General features: G+C 66.0%; 17 protein-coding genes. 12 read left to right on the top strand and 5 right to left on the bottom strand.

Features of this window, described 5'->3' with window-relative positions; translation table 11 throughout:
- Positions 1–57 precede the first annotated feature (57 nt).
- The gene (locus KV110_RS27135) at positions 58–969 is read right to left on the bottom strand and encodes a 2-hydroxyacid dehydrogenase (protein ID WP_218470082.1); all 912 of its coding nucleotides are present in this window, start codon (positions 967–969) and stop codon (positions 58–60) included.
- 223 nt (positions 970–1,192) lie between these two features.
- Here KV110_RS27135 and KV110_RS27130 point away from each other — a divergent pair, with 223 nt between their 5' ends.
- From KV110_RS27130 to KV110_RS27080, 11 genes are read left to right on the top strand one after another with little or no spacing between them, the layout of a single operon-like run.
- Positions 1,193–2,002 (top strand): MlaE family ABC transporter permease, encoded by an 810-nt coding sequence (locus KV110_RS27130; protein ID WP_218470081.1) that lies wholly within the window; start codon positions 1,193–1,195, stop codon positions 2,000–2,002.
- Positions 2,002–2,871, top strand: coding sequence for an MlaE family ABC transporter permease (locus KV110_RS27125; RefSeq protein WP_218470080.1), 870 nt, complete (start codon positions 2,002–2,004; stop codon positions 2,869–2,871). The genes KV110_RS27130 and KV110_RS27125 overlap by 1 nt, the downstream gene beginning before the upstream one ends.
- 3 nt (positions 2,872–2,874) lie before the next feature.
- Complete coding sequence (locus tag KV110_RS27120) at positions 2,875–3,903, top strand: MlaD family protein (RefSeq protein WP_218470079.1); 1,029 nt, start codon at positions 2,875–2,877, stop codon at positions 3,901–3,903.
- Positions 3,900–4,907, top strand: coding sequence for an MlaD family protein (locus KV110_RS27115; protein WP_218470078.1), 1,008 nt, complete (start codon positions 3,900–3,902; stop codon positions 4,905–4,907). Before KV110_RS27120 ends, KV110_RS27115 begins: the two co-directional genes overlap by 4 nt.
- Positions 4,904–5,950 carry an MlaD family protein gene (locus KV110_RS27110; protein WP_218470077.1) on the top strand — a complete coding sequence of 349 codons (1,047 nt, stop codon included), beginning with the start codon at positions 4,904–4,906 and terminating at the stop codon, positions 5,948–5,950. Before KV110_RS27115 ends, KV110_RS27110 begins: the two co-directional genes overlap by 4 nt.
- Complete coding sequence (locus tag KV110_RS27105; protein ID WP_246634782.1) at positions 5,950–6,999, top strand: MCE family protein; 1,050 nt, start codon at positions 5,950–5,952, stop codon at positions 6,997–6,999. Before KV110_RS27110 ends, KV110_RS27105 begins: the two co-directional genes overlap by 1 nt.
- Positions 6,996–8,015 (top strand): MlaD family protein, encoded by a 1,020-nt coding sequence (locus KV110_RS27100; RefSeq protein WP_218470075.1) that lies wholly within the window; start codon positions 6,996–6,998, stop codon positions 8,013–8,015. The genes KV110_RS27105 and KV110_RS27100 overlap by 4 nt, the downstream gene beginning before the upstream one ends.
- Entirely contained in the window at positions 8,012–8,956 is a 945-nt protein-coding gene (locus KV110_RS27095) for an MlaD family protein (protein WP_218470074.1), read from the top strand. The genes KV110_RS27100 and KV110_RS27095 overlap by 4 nt, the downstream gene beginning before the upstream one ends.
- 15 nt (positions 8,957–8,971) lie before the next feature.
- Complete coding sequence (locus tag KV110_RS27090) at positions 8,972–9,544, top strand: hypothetical protein (RefSeq protein ID WP_218470073.1); 573 nt, start codon at positions 8,972–8,974, stop codon at positions 9,542–9,544.
- A gap of 38 nt (positions 9,545–9,582) precedes the next feature.
- Positions 9,583–10,257, top strand: a complete 675-nt coding sequence (locus tag KV110_RS27085; protein WP_218470072.1) for a TetR/AcrR family transcriptional regulator — start codon at positions 9,583–9,585, stop codon at positions 10,255–10,257.
- The gene (locus KV110_RS27080; protein ID WP_218470071.1) at positions 10,254–10,865 is read left to right on the top strand and encodes a TetR/AcrR family transcriptional regulator; all 612 of its coding nucleotides are present in this window, start codon (positions 10,254–10,256) and stop codon (positions 10,863–10,865) included. The genes KV110_RS27085 and KV110_RS27080 overlap by 4 nt, the downstream gene beginning before the upstream one ends.
- A 474-nt stretch (positions 10,866–11,339) precedes the next feature.
- Here the strand turns inward: KV110_RS27080 and KV110_RS27075 are convergent, their stop codons facing one another.
- From KV110_RS27075 to mptB, 4 genes are all read right to left on the bottom strand, one after another.
- Positions 11,340–12,308: a COX15/CtaA family protein gene (locus KV110_RS27075; RefSeq protein ID WP_218478935.1), complete on the bottom strand. Its 969-nt coding sequence runs from the start codon at positions 12,306–12,308 to the stop codon at positions 11,340–11,342.
- A 198-nt stretch (positions 12,309–12,506) separates the two neighbouring features.
- Positions 12,507–13,298, bottom strand: a complete 792-nt coding sequence (locus KV110_RS27070) for an ABC transporter permease (protein WP_218470070.1) — start codon at positions 13,296–13,298, stop codon at positions 12,507–12,509.
- Positions 13,295–14,227 carry an ABC transporter ATP-binding protein gene (locus tag KV110_RS27065; RefSeq protein WP_218470069.1) on the bottom strand — a complete coding sequence of 311 codons (933 nt, stop codon included), beginning with the start codon at positions 14,225–14,227 and terminating at the stop codon, positions 13,295–13,297. Before KV110_RS27065 ends, KV110_RS27070 begins: the two co-directional genes overlap by 4 nt.
- An 82-nt stretch (positions 14,228–14,309) precedes the next feature.
- A complete protein-coding gene (gene mptB, locus KV110_RS27060; protein ID WP_246634004.1) occupies positions 14,310–16,004 on the bottom strand; it encodes a polyprenol phosphomannose-dependent alpha 1,6 mannosyltransferase MptB in 1,695 nt (564 codons plus the stop codon).
- Between the two features lie 94 nt (positions 16,005–16,098).
- On the opposite strand from mptB, the gene KV110_RS27055 reads away from it, so the two are divergent.
- Entirely contained in the window at positions 16,099–16,881 is a 783-nt protein-coding gene (locus KV110_RS27055; protein ID WP_218470067.1) for a TetR/AcrR family transcriptional regulator, read from the top strand.
- The last annotated feature ends 494 nt before the right edge of the window (positions 16,882–17,375 follow it).

The raw sequence follows: 17,375 nt of genomic DNA, 5'->3' as shown, positions 1-17,375 counted from the left end.
CGGTCAACCCTCGTCGAACGTGATGGAGCGATCACCCGCGCGGGGGCCGTGCCCGACTCAATACTCGCCGCGGACCAGGTTTTTCGGATCCTCGCCTGCGACGAAGCGGGTGATCTCGGCGCGAGCGACGGCATAGCCGCGTTCGCGCCTGCCGGAGCTGTTGCCGCCGACGTGCGGGGTGAGCAGGAGGTTGGGGGCCGTCCACAGCGGATGGCCCGGCGGCAGCGGTTCGGGGTCGGTGACGTCGAGGGCGGCACGTAAGCGGCCCGAATTCAATTCGGCCAGTAGGGCATTCGTGTTGACAATGGGGCCGCGGGCGATGTTCACCAGGACGGCGTTGTCCTTCATCGCGGCGAGGAAGGCGGCGTCGACCATGCCAGTGGTGCGGCTGGTGACCGGGACGGTCAGCACCACGACGTCCTGGCCGCCGAGCAGGCCGGGTAGTTCATCGATGCTGCGCACCCCGTCGCGGGCTCGCGTGCCGACGAGCGTCACCACGGTGTCGAAACCGGCGAGCCTACGGACGAGTTCGCCGGCCAGGTCGCCCGCGCCGACCACGAGAATCCGCTTGCCCACGAGGGTATCCGATTGGTGCGACAGCCAATGCTGCGCGCGCTGGGCGTCGACGAACCTGCCGAGCTCGCGATAGATATGCAGCAGCGCGGCCATTACCCATTCGGCCGAGCTGGCGCCGTGCGCGCCGCGACCGGTGGACACCCGAACTCCGTCGGGAAGCTTGCCGATCCAGCCGTCGGCGCCCGCAGTGAGCAGCTGCACCAGCCGCAGTTTCGGCAGTCGGTTCAGGTCGACCGTGTCGGCGCGGGAAAGGAGCTGCGGTACCAGCACTTCCGCGTGCTCGGACCCGTCCGGCAGCGGCTCGCCCGGGTGGTATCGCATCGGGCGCACGCCGTCGATTCCGGACATGGCCGTGATGCCGTAGTCGTCCGGCACCAGAACAATGACCGCCATGCAGGCCAGGTTAGCGGTCTCGTCCACGGCTTCCGTCCGGACATTTTCCGGCAAACCGACCGAGTGGCACGTATTTGTTCATTCCGCTGCCCGGCTGTCTCAGTCAGTGGAATGATTCGGTCGAATCCACCACAGAGTGACATATCAGTCGGCTAAATTGTGCGGCGTCGGGGGTGGAGCCGGCGGAATCGAGGTAGCGGTGGTCGTGGACAGGGTCGCGCGGATGTCCGAGCCACTGGCGCGCTGGGGATTTGATCTGGTTCTCACTAGTCTGCGGACCTTCGGCCGGACACTGCAACTCGCGGTCGCCGCGTTCAACTACCTCGTCACCGACATCATCAAGCTGCGCCATCCCTGGCGGGACACCCTGCAGCAGGGCTGGTTCATCGTCAGCGTAACCGCGATTCCCGCTGTGCTGGTGGCGATTCCATTCGGCGTGATCGTCTCGGTGCAGGTCGGAAGTCTGACTCAGCAGGTGGGAGCCACCTCGGTGGCCGGTGCGGCGGGCGGGCTCGGTGTCATCCGGCAGGGTGCGCCGATGGTCACCGCGCTGCTGCTCGGCGGTGCGGCCGGGTCGGCGATCGCGTCTGATTTGGGCGCGCGCACGATCCGCGAGGAGGTGGATGCGTTGCGCACCATGGGGATCGATCCCGTGCGCCGGCTGGTCGCGCCGCGGTTGGCGGCGATGATCGTGCTGACGCCGCTGCTGTGCCTGCTGGTCATTTTCATGGGGGTGTTCACCGGTTATGTGGTGGCGGTCGGGTTCCAAGGCGTGACTCCGGGCAGCTACCTGTCTTCCTTCGCGGCATTCGCGACGATGGCCGATCTCGCGGTGGCGATCGTGAAGTCGGTCATCTTCGGGGTGATCGTGCTGATCGTCGCGTGTCAGCGTGGATTGGAAGCGACGCATGGGCCGAAGGGCGTCGCGAACGCGGTGAACGCGGCCGTGGTGATCGGGGTGATCGCCGCCTTCGGCGTGAATCTCGTGATCACCCAGCTGGTTTCGATGTTCCTGCCGCAAAAGGTGGGCTGATGACGGAAGTTCCCGCCCAGTATCGGCCGTTCGGCCGGGCCGGTCGCCTCGTCGAGCGCGGCACGCGCGGGCCGCTGGCCCTCTTCGAATCGCTCGGTCACCAGCTGACTTTCGTCGTTCATGTGCTCGCCGCGGTGCCGCACACGCTGCGCGCCTACCGCAGGCAGACGATGCTCACCCTCACCGACATCACCTGGGGTAGCGGCAATATCATCGTCGGCGGCGGCACGGTGGCGGTGCTGATCTTCCTGGGCATCGCGGTCGGCGGCTCGATCGGCGTCGAGGGATTCACCGCGCTGAACATGGTCGGCATGGGTCCGCTCACCGGCTTCGTCTCCGCCTACGCGAACACCAGAGAGATGGCGCCCATGGTCGCCGCGATCGGCTTCGCGGCCCAGGCAGGGTGCCGGATGACCGCCGAGATCGGCGCGATGCGCATCTCCGAGGAGATCGACGCGCTGGAAGCCATTGGCATCCGGCCGATTCCGTTCGTGGTGACCACCAGGGTGATCGCGGGCATGATCACCATTGTCCCGCTCTACCTGCTGACGCTGATCCTGAGTTACCTCTCCTGTGCGGTGGTCGTCAACGTGCTGCACGGACAGTCCTCGGGCACCTACTATCACTATTTCGACGCCTTTCTGCAACCCGGCGACGTGATCGCGTCGCTGATCAAGGCGACGGTCTTCGTGGTGATGATCATCCTGATCCACGGCTACCAAGGGTTCTACGCGACCGGCGGGCCTGAGGGCGTCGGCCGCGCGTCCGGCCGGGCGATCCGAGCGAGCCTCGTGCTCGTGGTGGTCGCGGACATGATCATGACGATCGTCTTCTGGGGTCTCGACGTCGGAATCAAGATCTCGGGGTGACGCATGCCGATATTCGTTGATCATTCGGGACGGACCGCGGGGCGGTGGATGCTACGGCTGCGCGGGGTGGTTGTCGCCGCGGTCATCGTGGTGGTGGCGGTGTTCACCACGCAGTACGCGCAAGGCAAGTTCGCCGACCGGTTCACCCTCACCATCGACGCCGCCACTCTGGGCGAGGGCCTCGCGCCGGGCGCGGAGGTGAAGTTCCGCGGCTTCGCGATCGGCACCGTGCGCGCGGTCGATACCGTCGGCTACGGGCACCAGCGCATCGAGCTGGAATTGGATCGCACCCAGGCCGCGGCGCTGACCGACGACGTGTCGGCGCGGTTCACCTCGTCGAACATCTTCGGTTCCAGCGCAATCGAATTGGTGAACACCGGCAAGGGCGGCCGGTTGCCGGAGAACACCACCCTGTTCATCGGCGCCAACGCGAGCAACGCGACCGTGTCGAGCGTGTTCCGCAGGGCGGCGCGGCTGACCCAGGTACTCGATTCCGACACCGTGCGCGCACTGTTCGATCTACTACTGGACAACACCGCCTCGCTCGGGCCCGCGGTGCAGTCGTTCTTCGCCACCGCCAGGGTGCTCGCCGTGAATCAGCGTGCGCCACTTGGTCATTACCTGGGTATCGGCGCCGACGTCGGCACGGGTGTCGCGGAGACGACGCCGCCGGTCATCGACGTGATCCTCGGAGTGCTCGACAACAGTGAGTATTTCGGCACCGTCGAGAACCGGGAGCGGACGAAGCATGCGCTGTCGGCGTTGGACACCGCTCTGCTGCTGCCCGTGACCGATATCTTGCGCAGGGACAACCCGGAGTTGGCCGCCATCATCGGCGGAGTGCTGGATCTGGTCGTGCCGATCAGCGCGTCGATCGGCACGGTCGCGCCCGCGTACAACCGGCTGCCCGCCTTGCTTGCCCGCATCGACAGCGCGTTCCCGGTGATCGACGGCCGGGTGCAGCTCCAACTCGAGGTGATCGTGAAGAACATGCCCTACCTCGCGGATTCGATCATTGGAGTGCCGCGATGAACAGTGTCACCGCCGCCGCCATCAAGCTCGGTGTCTTCGTCGCGATCGTCGCGGTGTGCTCGGCTTTCATTGTCGCCGCGCTGAATACGCCGGTGCCGGAGGACAAGGTCTCGTATGACGCTGTCTTCACCGATATCTCGGGGCTGTACGCCGGAGATACGGTTCGGATGTCGGGGGTGGCCGTCGGGAAGGTCGAAAATGTCGAGTTGGACGGCACCCATGCCCGGGTCCGGTTCACCGTCGATCGGCAGCGTCCGGTATACGACAACACCGAAGCGGCGGTGCGATACCAGGATCTGATCGGGCAGCGCTACATCGAACTGTTGACCGCGAAGTCCGGCGGCACGCGCCTCGCGGCGGGCGCCACGATTCCGGTGGAACGTACCATCCCGAGTTTCGACGTATCCAAACTCTTCAACGGCTTCAAACCATTGTTCGAGACCCTGGACACGGCCCAGCTCAACCAGTTCGGCATGAACATGTTGCGCGTGCTGCAGGGCGACGGCAGTGGAATCGGCCCCGCGCTCGCCGATCTGGACCAGCTCACCGAACACGCGAAGAGCAGCGAGGCGGTGATCGTGTTGCTGATCCACAACCTCGGCGAGATTTCTCGCTCGATCGGTGGCAAGTCCGCGGCGGTGGGCGATCTCGTCAAACAGCTCAACGGAGTGCTGAACCAGTTCGGCAGCCGCACCGCGACGATCATCAAAGCCATCGAGCAGGCGAACCGCACGTTGGTGCCGATCATCCCGCTGATCGAAGAGGTGCAGGCAGCCTACGACGACAGCTATCTGCCCTTGGACGGGTTGTTGCGCAGGCTGCTGCCGCAGACCGATCAGCTGGTCGAAATCCTATCGCTGATGCCGTCTTTGATTTCGGGGCTCAACCAGAACCTCCCGGCCAGTGGCGAGGCGAAGACGTATTCGTGTGCGGGCGGTGAGCTCGGCGTCCCTGGCATCGGCAATGTCGTGCTCGGCAATCAGAAGCTGGTGGTGTGCAAATGACCGGTGCGGCAACACAACTGGCCGGAATACCGGTTCGGTTGCTCGGTGCGATCAAACAGCTGCGGGCCGAGAAATCGGACTCCTGGTCGCAATTGCGGTGGGGGATCGCCGGTGTGCTGTTGAGCGTGCTCGGCCTGCTCGCCGCCGCGGTGCTGTATGTCGTGCCGTTCGGGGAGCAGTCCTATATCGCGGACTTCCGCACCTCGGGTGGCGCCCGCACCGGCGACGAGGTGCGGATCGCGGGCATCAAGGTAGGGCAGGTCCGCTCGGTGGAGTTGGTCGGTGACCACGTGGAGGTGCGTTTCGGGGTGGATCGCGAGGTGCACGTCGGTGAGAGTTCGTCGGTCGAGGTGAAGATGCTGACGCCGATCGGTGGGCACTACCTGTCGCTCGCTCCGCAGGGGGAGCGAGCGCTGGGCGGCAAGCACATTCCGCCGGAACGCACCACCACCCCGTTCGAGCTGACCGACATCATCGACGTCGCCACCCCGGTGCTGAGCCAAGTCGACGGCACCACCCTGCGCAGCACCATTGCCGAGGTGAACGCCGCGCTGGCCGGTCAGCCGGACGCGGTGCGGTCGATCATCGGTAACTTCAACGACTTGTCCGGTGTGCTGGCCGACCGGTCCGAGCAACTGGACTCGGCGGTGCGGGTATCCGATGAATACGTCGGCGCGATCGCGACCGACCGGGCGGTGCTCGCCGACTTCGTGCGTGAACTCGGTGGTGTCGCCTTGGTGCTCGGGCAGCGCCGGGGCGAGGTGATCCAGGTCTTCGAACTGCTCAAACGGTTGTTCGCGGTGATCCATCGACCGGTAATGGCCTACGGTGACTCGATCGAACCGTCGGTGGCCGAATTCGAGGAGCTGTTCAACAAGCTCGTGCAAGACCCCGGGCGGCTCGACACGGTCGTCGCGGGGATCAAGGACTTCATCGGGAAGATCTCGGCCATGCTCGGCGCCGATGGGGTGACCATCGATCAGTCCGCCAGCGTGGTACGCGGTCCGGCACTGTGCATTCCGTTCGAGGGGAGGGCGTGCTGATGCGGGGCTGGGGCAAAACCGGGTTGATCGTCGGCGCTGTGTTGGTCACCGTGGCGGTGGTTGTCGGGGTGAGCGGCGCGACCTGGATCGACCGTGTGCAGCCTGTCGAACAGACCATGTGCGCCGAATTCACCGACACCGTCGGGCTTTACGAAGGCAACAGCGTCACCATGCTGGGCGTCGAGATCGGCACCGTCTCGGGGATCGAGGCGCGCGGCGACCGCATGCGGGTGACGTTGACTATCGACGGCAAGCTCGAGCTGCCCGCGGATGTCGAAGCGGTGACCATGTCGAGCTCGATCGTCACCGACCGGCACGTCGAGCTGACCAAGACCTACACCGGCGGACCGAAATTCGATACCGCGCGGTGCCTTCCGCTGGAGCGCACCAGGACACCGGTCGGCATCAGCGACGCACTCGATGCGCTCGGGCGACTATCCGGCGACCTGCTCGGCGCACAGCAGTCGCCGACACCGGGCGCGCCGTCCGACACCTTGCTCGACCAGACGATCACCGGCGCGGTCCGCACCCTCGACGGCACCGGTCCGCAGTGGAATGCCCTGCTGCAGCGCTTGTCTCAGGTGATCGGCGATCCGGCCGACCGAGATGTGGTGATCCGCAGGCTCATCGACAACTTGGATCTGCTCACCACGATGTTCATTACCAACTGGCCGGATATGCAAGTGCTGCTGGACAACCTGAAGAACGGCATACATCTGGTGGAGGGCTTCTCCGCGCAACTGTCGAGGGCGGTCGATCTCGGGCTCGAGTTCTTGCCGGTGATCGCTCGGAATGTCGACAAGTACGACCAGCAGTCCTACGAGTTCCTCGACGGGATAGTGCCGCAAGTACACCGCTACGCGGTGCTGGCGGGCAGCATCGTGGATCTGCTGGTGCAGCTGCCGCCGCTGGCCGGGCAACTGGTTCAGATGTTCGACCCCGCTACGGGTGCGGTGCGGGTGAACTATCGGCCGCCGCACTACGAGTCGGCGGACGGGAGCCAGCCGGGGCTGGTCCAGGTGATCCTCGGATCGTTGGGGGCGCCGTGAAGCGTGTGCTCCTCGTGCTCGCCGCCGTGGCCCTGCTGCTGACCGGCTGCGGTATCCGCGCGACCGACGTCCCGATTCCCGGTACCTACCTGGCGGGGGACACCTTCTCGATCAGGATCGAATTCGGGTCCGTACTCAACCTGCCCGACCGGGCCAAGGTCATCGCCGAGGGCGTCGAGGTCGGCATGCTCGACCGCATCGAGCTGATCGGCGATACCGCTGTCGCCACCGTTGATCTGAAAGCCGATGTGCGACTGCCCAAGTCGGCGACGGCGGAGCTGCGGCAGAGCACGATCCTCGGTGACATTCACATCGCGTTGCAGGCACCACCCGACACCGGTCCGCCGTTCTTGGGGAACGGTGATGTCATCCCGCGTGCGCGTACCGTGCCCGCCGCGAATGTGGAAGACATCCTGCGGGCGATGTCGAATATTGTCACCGGCGGCCGGTTCGGCGAAATGCAGGAGCTCGTCGCCAGTGTCAACGCCTCGTTCCCGACCGACCCCGCCGATCTGGCGCGGATCCTGGCCGGTGGGCGCAACGCCCTGCACGATCTCGCCACGCACACCGACGATCTCGACCGGATCCTCGCCGCGGCCGCCAGCGTGACGACAACGCTGGAGGCGAACAACGACAACGTCGACCGCACCCTCACCCTCGGACCCAGTCGCGCCGCAGGCCTGTCCGAGGTGCTGTTCGGCTTGGTCCAGCTGATCATCGACGGCGGTGAATTGGCCAGCTACGTGGCCGATCTCGCGCTGCCGATCCGGGGCGACCTGCATGACATCATCTCCATCCTCGCCCCCGCGGCGCTCACCATCGCCAGCGCCGACAGCACGGTCCCGATGAACGTCGACGTGATGAACCGGTTGTTGCGCGACAAGCTGATCCCCTTCTTCAGTGCACCACCGAACATTCGGGTGCAGCGAGTGACGGCGGAGGCGATCGCCACCGACGCCTCGGCGCGCTCGGACGAGATGATCCAGGTGCTGCGGTCGATAGGAATGGTCCGATGAAGCTCTCCGGTCCGGTCTCGCTGGTACTGCTGCTGGTGATGACGGTGGTGTGCGCGGCTTATATGGCCGTCGGGGTGCTCGACATCGATCCGCGGCGCACGACGAATACCGTTACCGTGCTGATGGATTCGTCCGGTGGGCTGATGCAGACCTCCCAGGTGGACCTGCGCGGTATGCGCATCGGCAAGGTGCGCGCCATTACCGCGACCGGCACCGGGCTCGCGGTGCGGATCGAGCTGGACGCGAAATATCGGGTACCGATCGGCAGCGAGGTGCACGTGCGCAACCTGTCGGCGGCGGGGGAGCAGTTCATGGATTTCCGCCCCACCGGCTCGGCGGGCCCATATCTCACCGACGGCAGCGTCATCCCCGCGCATCAGGTGCGCATCGCGACGACGGTGAGCGAGGCGCTGGCCAAGATGGATGTGCTGAACTCGCAGATCGACCCGGTGAAGATCGAACAACTCGCCGCCATCCTGTCCCAGGGTTACGCCGGGCGCGAAAAGGAGATCGCCAACCTCACCAGGACACTGCGGATGACAGCGCAACTGCTGCACGACAAGCGGGACGCGATCACCCGGCTCTATCTGACGGGGCAGGAGCTCGCCGAAAACTTCGACGGGTACGGACCGGTGATCGGCGACTGGGCCGACGATTTCACCAGGGTGCTACCCGAGGTCGTGCACCTCATCGAAGGATTTCGGAGTTATTCCTATGCGGGTGAACATGTCTGGGACGAGCCGCTCGGGCCGCTGGTGCGGCAGATCGATCAATATCTCGCGGTGCTGGGACCGGACTTGGCGCATATCGCCACCGCGTTGAAACCCGCCACCAGTGTGCTGAAACCCGTTCGGGTGGACGCGGGTTCGATCATCGACTTGTTGTCGGCGACGTTCCCGGAGAGCGGGACCGCCCGTATCACGCTCGACGTTCCGAAGTAGAGAGTTGAGGACATCATGACAACGACCGAGCCCGCCGACGCGACCGAAACCGTAACCGACCCACCGAAAGTACTGCAGCGCAGCAGCATCGGCTATATTCTCGGTGGCCTCACCGTCCTGCTGACGGTGCTCAGCGTCGCGCTCGGCCTCTCCTGGCAGTCCACTTCCGACGACCTCGACGCGCTGCGGCAACAGAACGCCGACCGCGACAAGGCGGCAGAGGTAGCGAAGGACTACACGCTGCGCTCGCTCACCTACGACCACAAGAACCTGCCCGCCTTCTTCGACGGCGTGCAGCGCGACACCTCCGACGCCCTGCGCAAGCGCTACGACGAGGTGCACGACACGCTGGCGAAGATCATGACCGAAGCGCAGGTTGTGGCCACCGGCCAGGTGCTCGGCACGGCGGTGGACCCGCAGGGCAACGGCCAGTATTCGGTGACGGTATTCGCGACGCAGAAGACCCAGAACGTCCAGCAGCCCACGCCGGCGACCGTGCCGAACCTACTGGTGGTGACGGTGGCGAAGAACGGCGGCAGCTGGCAGGTGGTGGACTACGGCCCGAAGGGCGAGGCGCAGGGGCGTTGATAAGCTGACAAGTCCTGGTTGCGTCGAGAAGGAGTGCTGTGCCGGACCAGCCCCGCGCGGCCCGCCGCGGTCGGCCACCGCTTGCCGGTCTGCCGGAACGGCGCAGGCAGCAGATCATCGAATCGGCGTATGCCGTATTCGTCGACCGCGGTTACGAGGGGACCGCGATCTCCGATGTGGCCGCGCACGCCGGTATCGGGCAGGGGACCGTGTACCGGTACTTCACCAGCAAACGTGAAATACTCGACCACGTAGTCGATTTCGGCATCGAGAAGCTCGTCGACGCGTTGCAGCCGCATACGTTGCTGAGTCGGCCGACGTCGGCCGACGAGCTGCTCGCGGGCGTGCACGGGGCCATCGACCGGCTGTACGCGATGCTGGAGCACGAGCCGGACTTCGTGCGGCTGTTGCTGGTCGAGGCCAGTGCCATCGACAGGGAGCTCAGCGATCGCCTGTTCAGCCTGGAGCTGCTCGTCAGTACCTTTGTGGCGCAAGAACTTCGCCGCGGTATCGCGGCGGGCTGGATCCGCGCGGGCATCGATCCGGAGGTCACCGCGCACGCTGTGCTGACCCTGGTGGTACCCGGACTGCTGCAAGAGATGCGCGGCGATAACACGCCGCAGGCCCGGGAACGGGCCACAGCCGGTGTGCTCACGCTGCTCGAAAAGGCATTGCGGCCACGTGATTCCACCGCGGCCGGATCCGCTTCATGAACGCCGCGGATCGCAGCGCCAGACGCCGCGCCGAGCTGATCCTTGCGGCCTATGAACTGTTCGTCGACAAGGGATATCGCGCCGTCGTGGTCGCCGACATCGTCACCCGCGCCGGAGTCAGCCACGGCACGTTCTACAACTACTTCGACAACAAGCGTGACATCCTCGACGCGGTCATCGACCACTATTTCGCGCTGATCCGCGACCGGGTCTTCGGTCAGGCGGTCACCGGGCAGCGCCCGCAGACACTCGACGAGTTCTGCGCGCTGTTCGGCCGCATTGTCGACCACTGCTACGAATTGGTCGAAGACGAACCCGGTTTGGTCAGCTTCATCCTGCTCGAGGCGGCGTCGATCGATGATCGCGTGGCCGAACGCTCACTGCAGAACCTGCGCGTCTACGGTGACGAGGCTACTGCTCGAATCAAGAAGGGCATCACCCTCGGTTACATCGATCCCTCGCTCGATCCGAGACTCACCGGCGAGATCCTGCTCTCGATCCTGTTGTCCGCCATGCTGTCCGCGATTCGCGGTGGCGCCGACGGGCTCGACCAGACGCGGGTCAGGACGGACCTCGTCGAGTTCGTTCGTGCGGCACTCGAACCTTGATGGGCGGTGCCCAGATTGGGTCGCCCAAGGCGCTCTGGCTCCGGATGAATGCGCCCACTTGGAGAGGGTGGCGGCCCGTTCGAGCCGCGCCGAGTCCGAGGGGAGTGCATGCAGGGTTTGTCGCTGTATGCCCCTGGGCTGCCGAGAGATTCGTGCGCGATCACGGCGTCTTCCCACGCGCACCAACTCCGCGCGGCCGCCGCACGCACCTCGGGATCGGCGTCATTGACCAACCGGCTATACCCGGCAGCCACGCTGGAGCCTCCACCCCACGCACCTGACCGGTAAAGAAGGCCGGGCACGGCACCCGACCGCCCAGCACTGCTCAGTAACACGGTGGTAGGTACACCTTTACGGACGTCTCTGGCGTATTAGCCCAGGACAGCGCGCATTCCCACCTCCGGCGGGGTCGACTGGCTGTGGTGCTGATTTCGAGAGGCTTTGGGATTCGGAAAGCTTTGGGGGCGATCGTCTTTAGGCGGATTGTTTCGCTGCTTGTGATGCCGGAACGTGTTCGCGGGTGCGTAAGGATGCCCAGAGGGCTGCTGTTGCGGCGACGCATGCTGCGGCTCCGCCTACGTGGATTACGACTAGGGCTGCTGGGACGTTGGTGAAGTACTGCACTATGCCGACCAGAGCCTGCGAGCACACCAGGGCGAGAAGTACGAACAGGCGTTTGCGGACCGGTGGGGTGATGCCGACTGCGAACAGGCCGAAAGCCAGGCCGACCAGCAGTGCCAGGTAGCCGACGAGCAACTGGGAGTGCAGGTGTACCAGGGTGACGATCTCGATTTGCAGGCGGGCGACCGGGCGTTCGATGCTCTTGTCGCCTGCGTGCGGGCCAGCGGCGGTGACCAGGGTGCCGGCGATCAGCACGCCGCTGAGTGCGACGCCGCTGAATGCCGTCAGCCAGCGCAGCGGCGCGGGGGCCTGCACGATTTCGAAGCCGTCGTCGGGTTCGTTGATCTTCGCGTAGAGCACCACGGCGAGCCAGACCATGAGCATGGAGGCCAGCAGGTGTACCGCGACGGTCCACCACAGCAGGCCGGTGCGCACGGTGATGCCGCCGATGATGCCTTGCAACAGGGTGCCGCCGGGCATCAGCCAGGCGTAGATCAGCACGTCGCGGCGACGGCGGGCGCGGGTGACCGCCAGCACGATCAGAGCGGCGCACAGCGAAACGACGAAAGTGAGCAGCCGGTTGCCGAACTCGACGGTCTGGTGCAGCACCGGGACCTCGGAGACACCAACGGGAGTGAAGCTGCCCGGGAAGCACTCCGGCCAGGTCGGGCAGCCGAGACCGGAGGCGGTAACCCGGACGACGGCACCGGTGACCGCAATGCCCGCCTGCGTGAGGATCACCGCGATCGCGATCCCACGCTGCACCCCCAGCGAGGGCAGCGGCAGCTTGTCGACGAGTCGCAGAAAGGCGCGATACAGCACGTCACGATGGTAGAGCACGGTCAACTACACACTGTCGTTGGTACCACCCCCGCACCCCTCACAGCCCCGCTGTTCCCCGCGCCTTCACCGACCAACCCGCACACCCGCTGTGTCATCCGCATACTCAGTTCACCGGGCGCGCGGCTGATACGCAGGGTGTGCGGTTCGGGAAAGGGGGTGTGCGGTCGGGCCGGATCGTTACTGGAAGCGGAAGTAGCGGGCCGCGAGGGTGCCGGAGACGACGCCCCATGCGGCGAGTACGGCTATGCCGAACCAGTCGATGCTGGAGCGCATCGCGTCCTCCAAAGTGACGGCCAGTGCGCCCGAGGGGACCAGGCGGGCAAGCACATTCACGATGGTGGGCAGGTCGTCGGAGGCGAACACAACGCTGGCGATGCCGAGCATGACGAACCACAAGATGTTCGCCAGAGCGAGCACGACTTCCGCCTTCAGGGTGCCGCCGAGCAGCAGGCCCATGGCCGCGAAAGTGGCCGTGCCGAGCGCGATTACGACCGCGCCAACGGCAAGTCCGGCGGGTTCGGGCCGCCAGCCGAGGGCGAAGCCGATGGCGCCGAGCAGAACCGCTTGCAGCACAACCACGATCAGCACCGCCGCACTCTTGCCCGCGATGATGCCCCAGCGTGGCAATGCGGTGGCGCCGAGCCGTTTCAGCGCGCCGTAGCGCCGGTCGAAGCCGACCGCGATGGCTTGCCCGGTGAACGCGGTCGACATGACGGCCACCATCATCACCGCGGGCACGATCTTGTCCACCCGGTCGGTGCCGAGGTCGCCGAACGGCAACAGGCTCAACCCGACCAGCAGCGTGATCGGAATGAACATGGTGAGCAGCAACTGTTCCCCGTTGCGCAGCAACAGGATCAGCTCGAGCCGGGTTTGCGCGATCATCATCGCGACGCGCGAACTCGGCCGGGGATCGGGCGCGAAGGTGCCCGGCGTGAAGCGGTTGGCGGTCAGGTCGGGCTGGGTCATCCGCGTAGGTCCCGTCCGGTGAGTTCCAGGAAGACGTCTTCGAGTCTGCGCTGATCGATCCGGATGTCGGTGGCAAGCACGTTGACTCGCGCACACCACGCGGTCACCGTGGCGAGCACCTGCGGATTGATCTCACCCTCCACCAGATACGTGCCCGGCGTGGTCTCGCGTGGTGAGAAGCCTTCCGGTAGCGCGGATTTCAGCAGGTCCAGATCGAGTTTCGGTGGGGCGGAGAAACGTAGCTGCCCGGCGGCGCCGTGCGCGGTCACCTCGGCGGGCGTGCCGGAGGCGACGATCCGGCCGTGATCGATGATCACCAACTGGTCCGCGAGTTGCTCGGCCTCGTCCATCAGGTGCGTGGTGAGCACAACGGTCACGCCGTCGCGGCGCAACGCGTCGATCAACTCCCACACGATGAGCCGGGCTTGCGCGTCCAGCCCCGCGGTCGGTTCGTCAAGGAACACGATTTCCGGCTTGCCGACCAGCGCACACGCCAGCGCCAGCCGCTGCTGCTGCCCGCCGGAGAGCCGCCGGTAGGGCGTCCCACGGTTGTCCTGCAAACCGAGCGTCCGCAACAACCAGGCCGGATCGAGCGGATCAGCGGAGTAGGCGGCAACCAGATCGAGCATTTCCCCGGCCTTGGCCCCGGGATACGCGCCGCCACCCTGCAACATGACCCCGATGCGCGGCCGCAACCGATCCGAATCAGCGATCGGATCGAGCCCGAGCACCCGCACCGACCCCGCGTCGGGCGTCACGAACCCCTCACACATTTCGACCGTCGTCGTTTTGCCCGCCCCATTCGGACCGAGCAGCGCGAGCACCTGCGCCCGTTCGACATCGAAGCTCAGACCATCGACCGCCGTGGTCTCGCCGTAGCGCTTGACGACACCGTCGACGCGAACGGCGGGTCCGGCGGTTGTCGTCACGACAGCGCCTCGCCGTCGCTCGGCTCCGTCGTGCCCGAGGGCGCTCCGCCTATGGTTCGCTCGCTCCGCTCGCTCCGCTCGCTCACGATGTCACACCGTAAGAGGTGGGCACTTGTGACGGAGCCGACACCCCCTGCTGGCCGCGCCACGGCAGTTTGTTACGGGTGATGACGATGAACAGCACCGTCACGATCACGGTGGCGATGGCGGCGCCGACGATCTGGAAGACCTCGAGATCGGCGCCGCGTGGCATGAGAATGACGCTGACAACAGCCGAGAACGCCACGGCGGGAACGCGGAACACCGGTCGGGTCGCCCACGCGGCCAGCGGCACGATCGCCCACAGCAGATACCAGGGCTGGACCACCGGGAACAGCAGCACGATCGCGCCGAGCGCGACGCCGAGCGCGCCGACCGGATGCAGGCGTCCGGTGCCGGTGGCGACGAGCATGCGCACGGTGAGGAATCCGGCGATCACCGCGGCGATCGGCCGGGTGATGCTCAGCAAAGCGGTGGTGTGGTCGCCGAGTCCGAGCAGCACCCCACCGAACCCGGTGACGATCCCGAGCACGGTCGGTACCGACATCCAGCTTCGCACCGCGTTGGCGACATTGAGGGTGTAGATCCAGCCGAAGCCGAGCCCGCTCGCCGAACCGATGAAAAGTGTTGTGCCGATGGCGATCGCGCCGAGCATGGCGGCCGCGACGGCGATATTGCGCAGACTGAATCCCCAGCGCCGAGCCAGCGCCATGCCGACGAACCCGAGCGCGACGATCGAGGTGAGTTTCACCGCCGACGACATGCTGACGACGATCGCCCCGCCGATCAACCACGCGTAGGCCCGCCCGTCGAACGGATGGATGTCCTCGATGGCGCGCAGGCAGAATTCCATTCCCGCCAGCATCAGGCCGAGCATCAGCGCGTCGTTGTGCACACCGCCGACCAGGTGGAACAGCACCAGCGGGTTCGCGGCACCCAGCCACAGCGCGCTCACCGGGGCCACCCCGCAGCGCACCGAGAGCCGGGGCAGCGCCCAGACGATCAGCGCGACACCGGCCAATGCGAGTATCCGATGAACCCACACGCCCGCGATGATGTTGTCGCCCGTTATTTCGGCGATCCCACGGCCGATCCAGAGGAATAGCGGCCCGTACGGTGCCGGAGTGTCGCGCCAGATGGTCGGCACATTGTTGGTCAGTACGTTATCGATGCCGAGCCCGGCGACCGGTCCTTCTTGATAAGGGTCGATGCCGCGTGCCGCGATTTCGCTTTGCGCCAGATAGGAATACACGTCGTTGCTGAACAGCGGCGGCGCGATGCTGAGCGGAATGATCCAGAGCAGCAGGGTGCGATCGAGCTGGGAGCGGGTCAGGCGGTGCAGCGGCGAGCCGCCGATGCCGCCGACCGCGAACCGGCCGAGCAGCAGCCAGGCCAGCACCACTACGACGGTGCCGGTCATACACATGGCCAGTGAGCCGGTGTGGGCGCGGGCGAAGATGCCGAGGACGCGGACACCCGAGGTCGGGTTCTGGTGTACCGGCTGCGCGCCGATGCCAAGTGCGCTGATCGCCATCAGCACCGTTCCGGTCGCGCCCATCAGCCGGATCCGGTCGAGCTGGACCAGTTCCTTGCGGTCGAGGCCGGGTACCTCGGATTCGTCCTGGTGCAGGACCGCGATCGTGTGATCGGCGGCCGGCACATCCAACCCGAGTGCCCGGCGCCCGAATGCCAGTGTTCTGCGCCGCGCGCCCTCCAGTACCGCCACGAGACGAAGCATAAGGGGCGCGGGCGGACGGAGTCCGGCTACAGACCACGTACCAGCCCTGCTCGTTCCGATCGGCAGCGTCGCCGAGCGGGGCACAATCAGACACATGGTTTCGGAGTCCAGGCGGCGGATCGAGGTCGCCGCGTGCGGGCTGCTCGCTCGACACGGGTATCACGGGTTCGGTTTGAAGGCGTTGAGCGAGGCGGCCGGATTGCCGTATGGCTCTATCTACCATCACTTTCCGGGCGGCAAAGAGGAGATCGCAGTCGCCGCCATCACCGGGACGGGGACAATGGCCGGGCGGATGATCCGGCAAGCGCCGACCGATGTTTTCGCCACCACGACAACCCTGTTCGACTTCATGATCGGCAAGCTGGCTGGTTCGGAATGGGTCGACGGCTGCCCGATCGGCACTCCCGCGCTGGACGGCGGCAGCGACGTCGAGGCGGTACGCACCGCCTGCGACACCGCCTTCGACACGATGGAGCAGGCGTTCGCCGGACTGCTCGCCGAGCTTGGCCTGTCCGCGCAGGAAGCGGGGGACTTGGCCACCACGGTCGTCGCCGCGTACGAAGGCGCGACCATTCTGGCCAGGGTGCGGCGCACCGAGGCTCCGCTGCGCACGGTAGCGGCGGCGATGGAGCATCTGATCCGGGTCACCTTCACCGCGGCGGCGCTGCCCAATGCCGAAGCCAATGCGGCGGACGCCGATCCATCGGGCACGGGCTCGTCGGACATCGACGCCGGAATGCCGGACATCGACGCGGGAATCGCGGACACGGCACTACTCGATGTCGAAGCACGGGTGGTGGCGGCCGCGGCGGACCCGGACATCGGAAATGTTCCGGAGGTTCTTCCTGAGCAGCCGAATTCGCCAGAGAAGGATTGACTAGAAAGAACGTTCTACCGGCCCCGGCGGGATGCGCTGGAACAACACCCCGAACCCGAGCTCACCGGGCCGGATCAGACGCGGGGGCAAGGCGCTGCGCACCGCCATCGACACCACCGCCTACGACGGCTAGTGCACCTGGGGTTGGTCGCTGCGGGCCGGTTCGATCCGTCGCTGCTCACCGCCGGACAGCAAACTGGGGCGAGGCTGTGAACGCTCTGTCGGCGACGCCGATGAAGCTTGTCGCCGTCCGCTGACGGACTCGGGGTGGGGTTCGGATGACCACGTGTGACGTAACACACTGCACGTAATCGGTGCGAGCGTGATCATCCAGACGACCACCGCCGAGGCAGCCGGTGTACCAAGAGCGAACAGCCCGCAGTCGTGGATGCTCCACGGTCGGTTCTTAAATCGGCAGGTCAGAACCGGGTTGCGCAGTCGATCAACCGCGAGACCGAACTACCGCGCTGCTATTAAGCCGAACTGCAACCCCA

The organism is Nocardia iowensis (assembly GCF_019222765.1).
In the GTDB taxonomy this organism is placed as follows: Bacteria; Actinomycetota; Actinomycetes; order Mycobacteriales; family Mycobacteriaceae; genus Nocardia; species Nocardia iowensis.
This window is presented reverse-complemented; position numbering and strand designations above follow the sequence as displayed.

Coding starts and splice junctions, on each gene's coding strand:
- KV110_RS27135 (WP_218470082.1), bottom strand. CDS start 969: ATGGCGGTCATTGTTCTGGTGCCGGACGACTACGGCATCACGGCCATG.
- KV110_RS27095 (WP_218470074.1), top strand. CDS start 8,012: ATGAAGCTCTCCGGTCCGGTCTCGCTGGTACTGCTGCTGGTGATGACG.
- KV110_RS27070 (WP_218470070.1), bottom strand. CDS start 13,298: ATGACCCAGCCCGACCTGACCGCCAACCGCTTCACGCCGGGCACCTTC.
- KV110_RS27105 (WP_246634782.1), top strand. CDS start 5,950: ATGCGGGGCTGGGGCAAAACCGGGTTGATCGTCGGCGCTGTGTTGGTC.
- KV110_RS27115 (WP_218470078.1), top strand. CDS start 3,900: ATGAACAGTGTCACCGCCGCCGCCATCAAGCTCGGTGTCTTCGTCGCG.
- KV110_RS27090 (WP_218470073.1), top strand. CDS start 8,972: ATGACAACGACCGAGCCCGCCGACGCGACCGAAACCGTAACCGACCCA.
- KV110_RS27130 (WP_218470081.1), top strand. CDS start 1,193: ATGTCCGAGCCACTGGCGCGCTGGGGATTTGATCTGGTTCTCACTAGT.
- KV110_RS27080 (WP_218470071.1), top strand. CDS start 10,254: ATGAACGCCGCGGATCGCAGCGCCAGACGCCGCGCCGAGCTGATCCTT.
- KV110_RS27055 (WP_218470067.1), top strand. CDS start 16,099: ATGGTTTCGGAGTCCAGGCGGCGGATCGAGGTCGCCGCGTGCGGGCTG.
- KV110_RS27110 (WP_218470077.1), top strand. CDS start 4,904: ATGACCGGTGCGGCAACACAACTGGCCGGAATACCGGTTCGGTTGCTC.
- mptB (WP_246634004.1), bottom strand. CDS start 16,004: ATGCTTCGTCTCGTGGCGGTACTGGAGGGCGCGCGGCGCAGAACACTG.
- KV110_RS27120 (WP_218470079.1), top strand. CDS start 2,875: ATGCCGATATTCGTTGATCATTCGGGACGGACCGCGGGGCGGTGGATG.
- KV110_RS27125 (WP_218470080.1), top strand. CDS start 2,002: ATGACGGAAGTTCCCGCCCAGTATCGGCCGTTCGGCCGGGCCGGTCGC.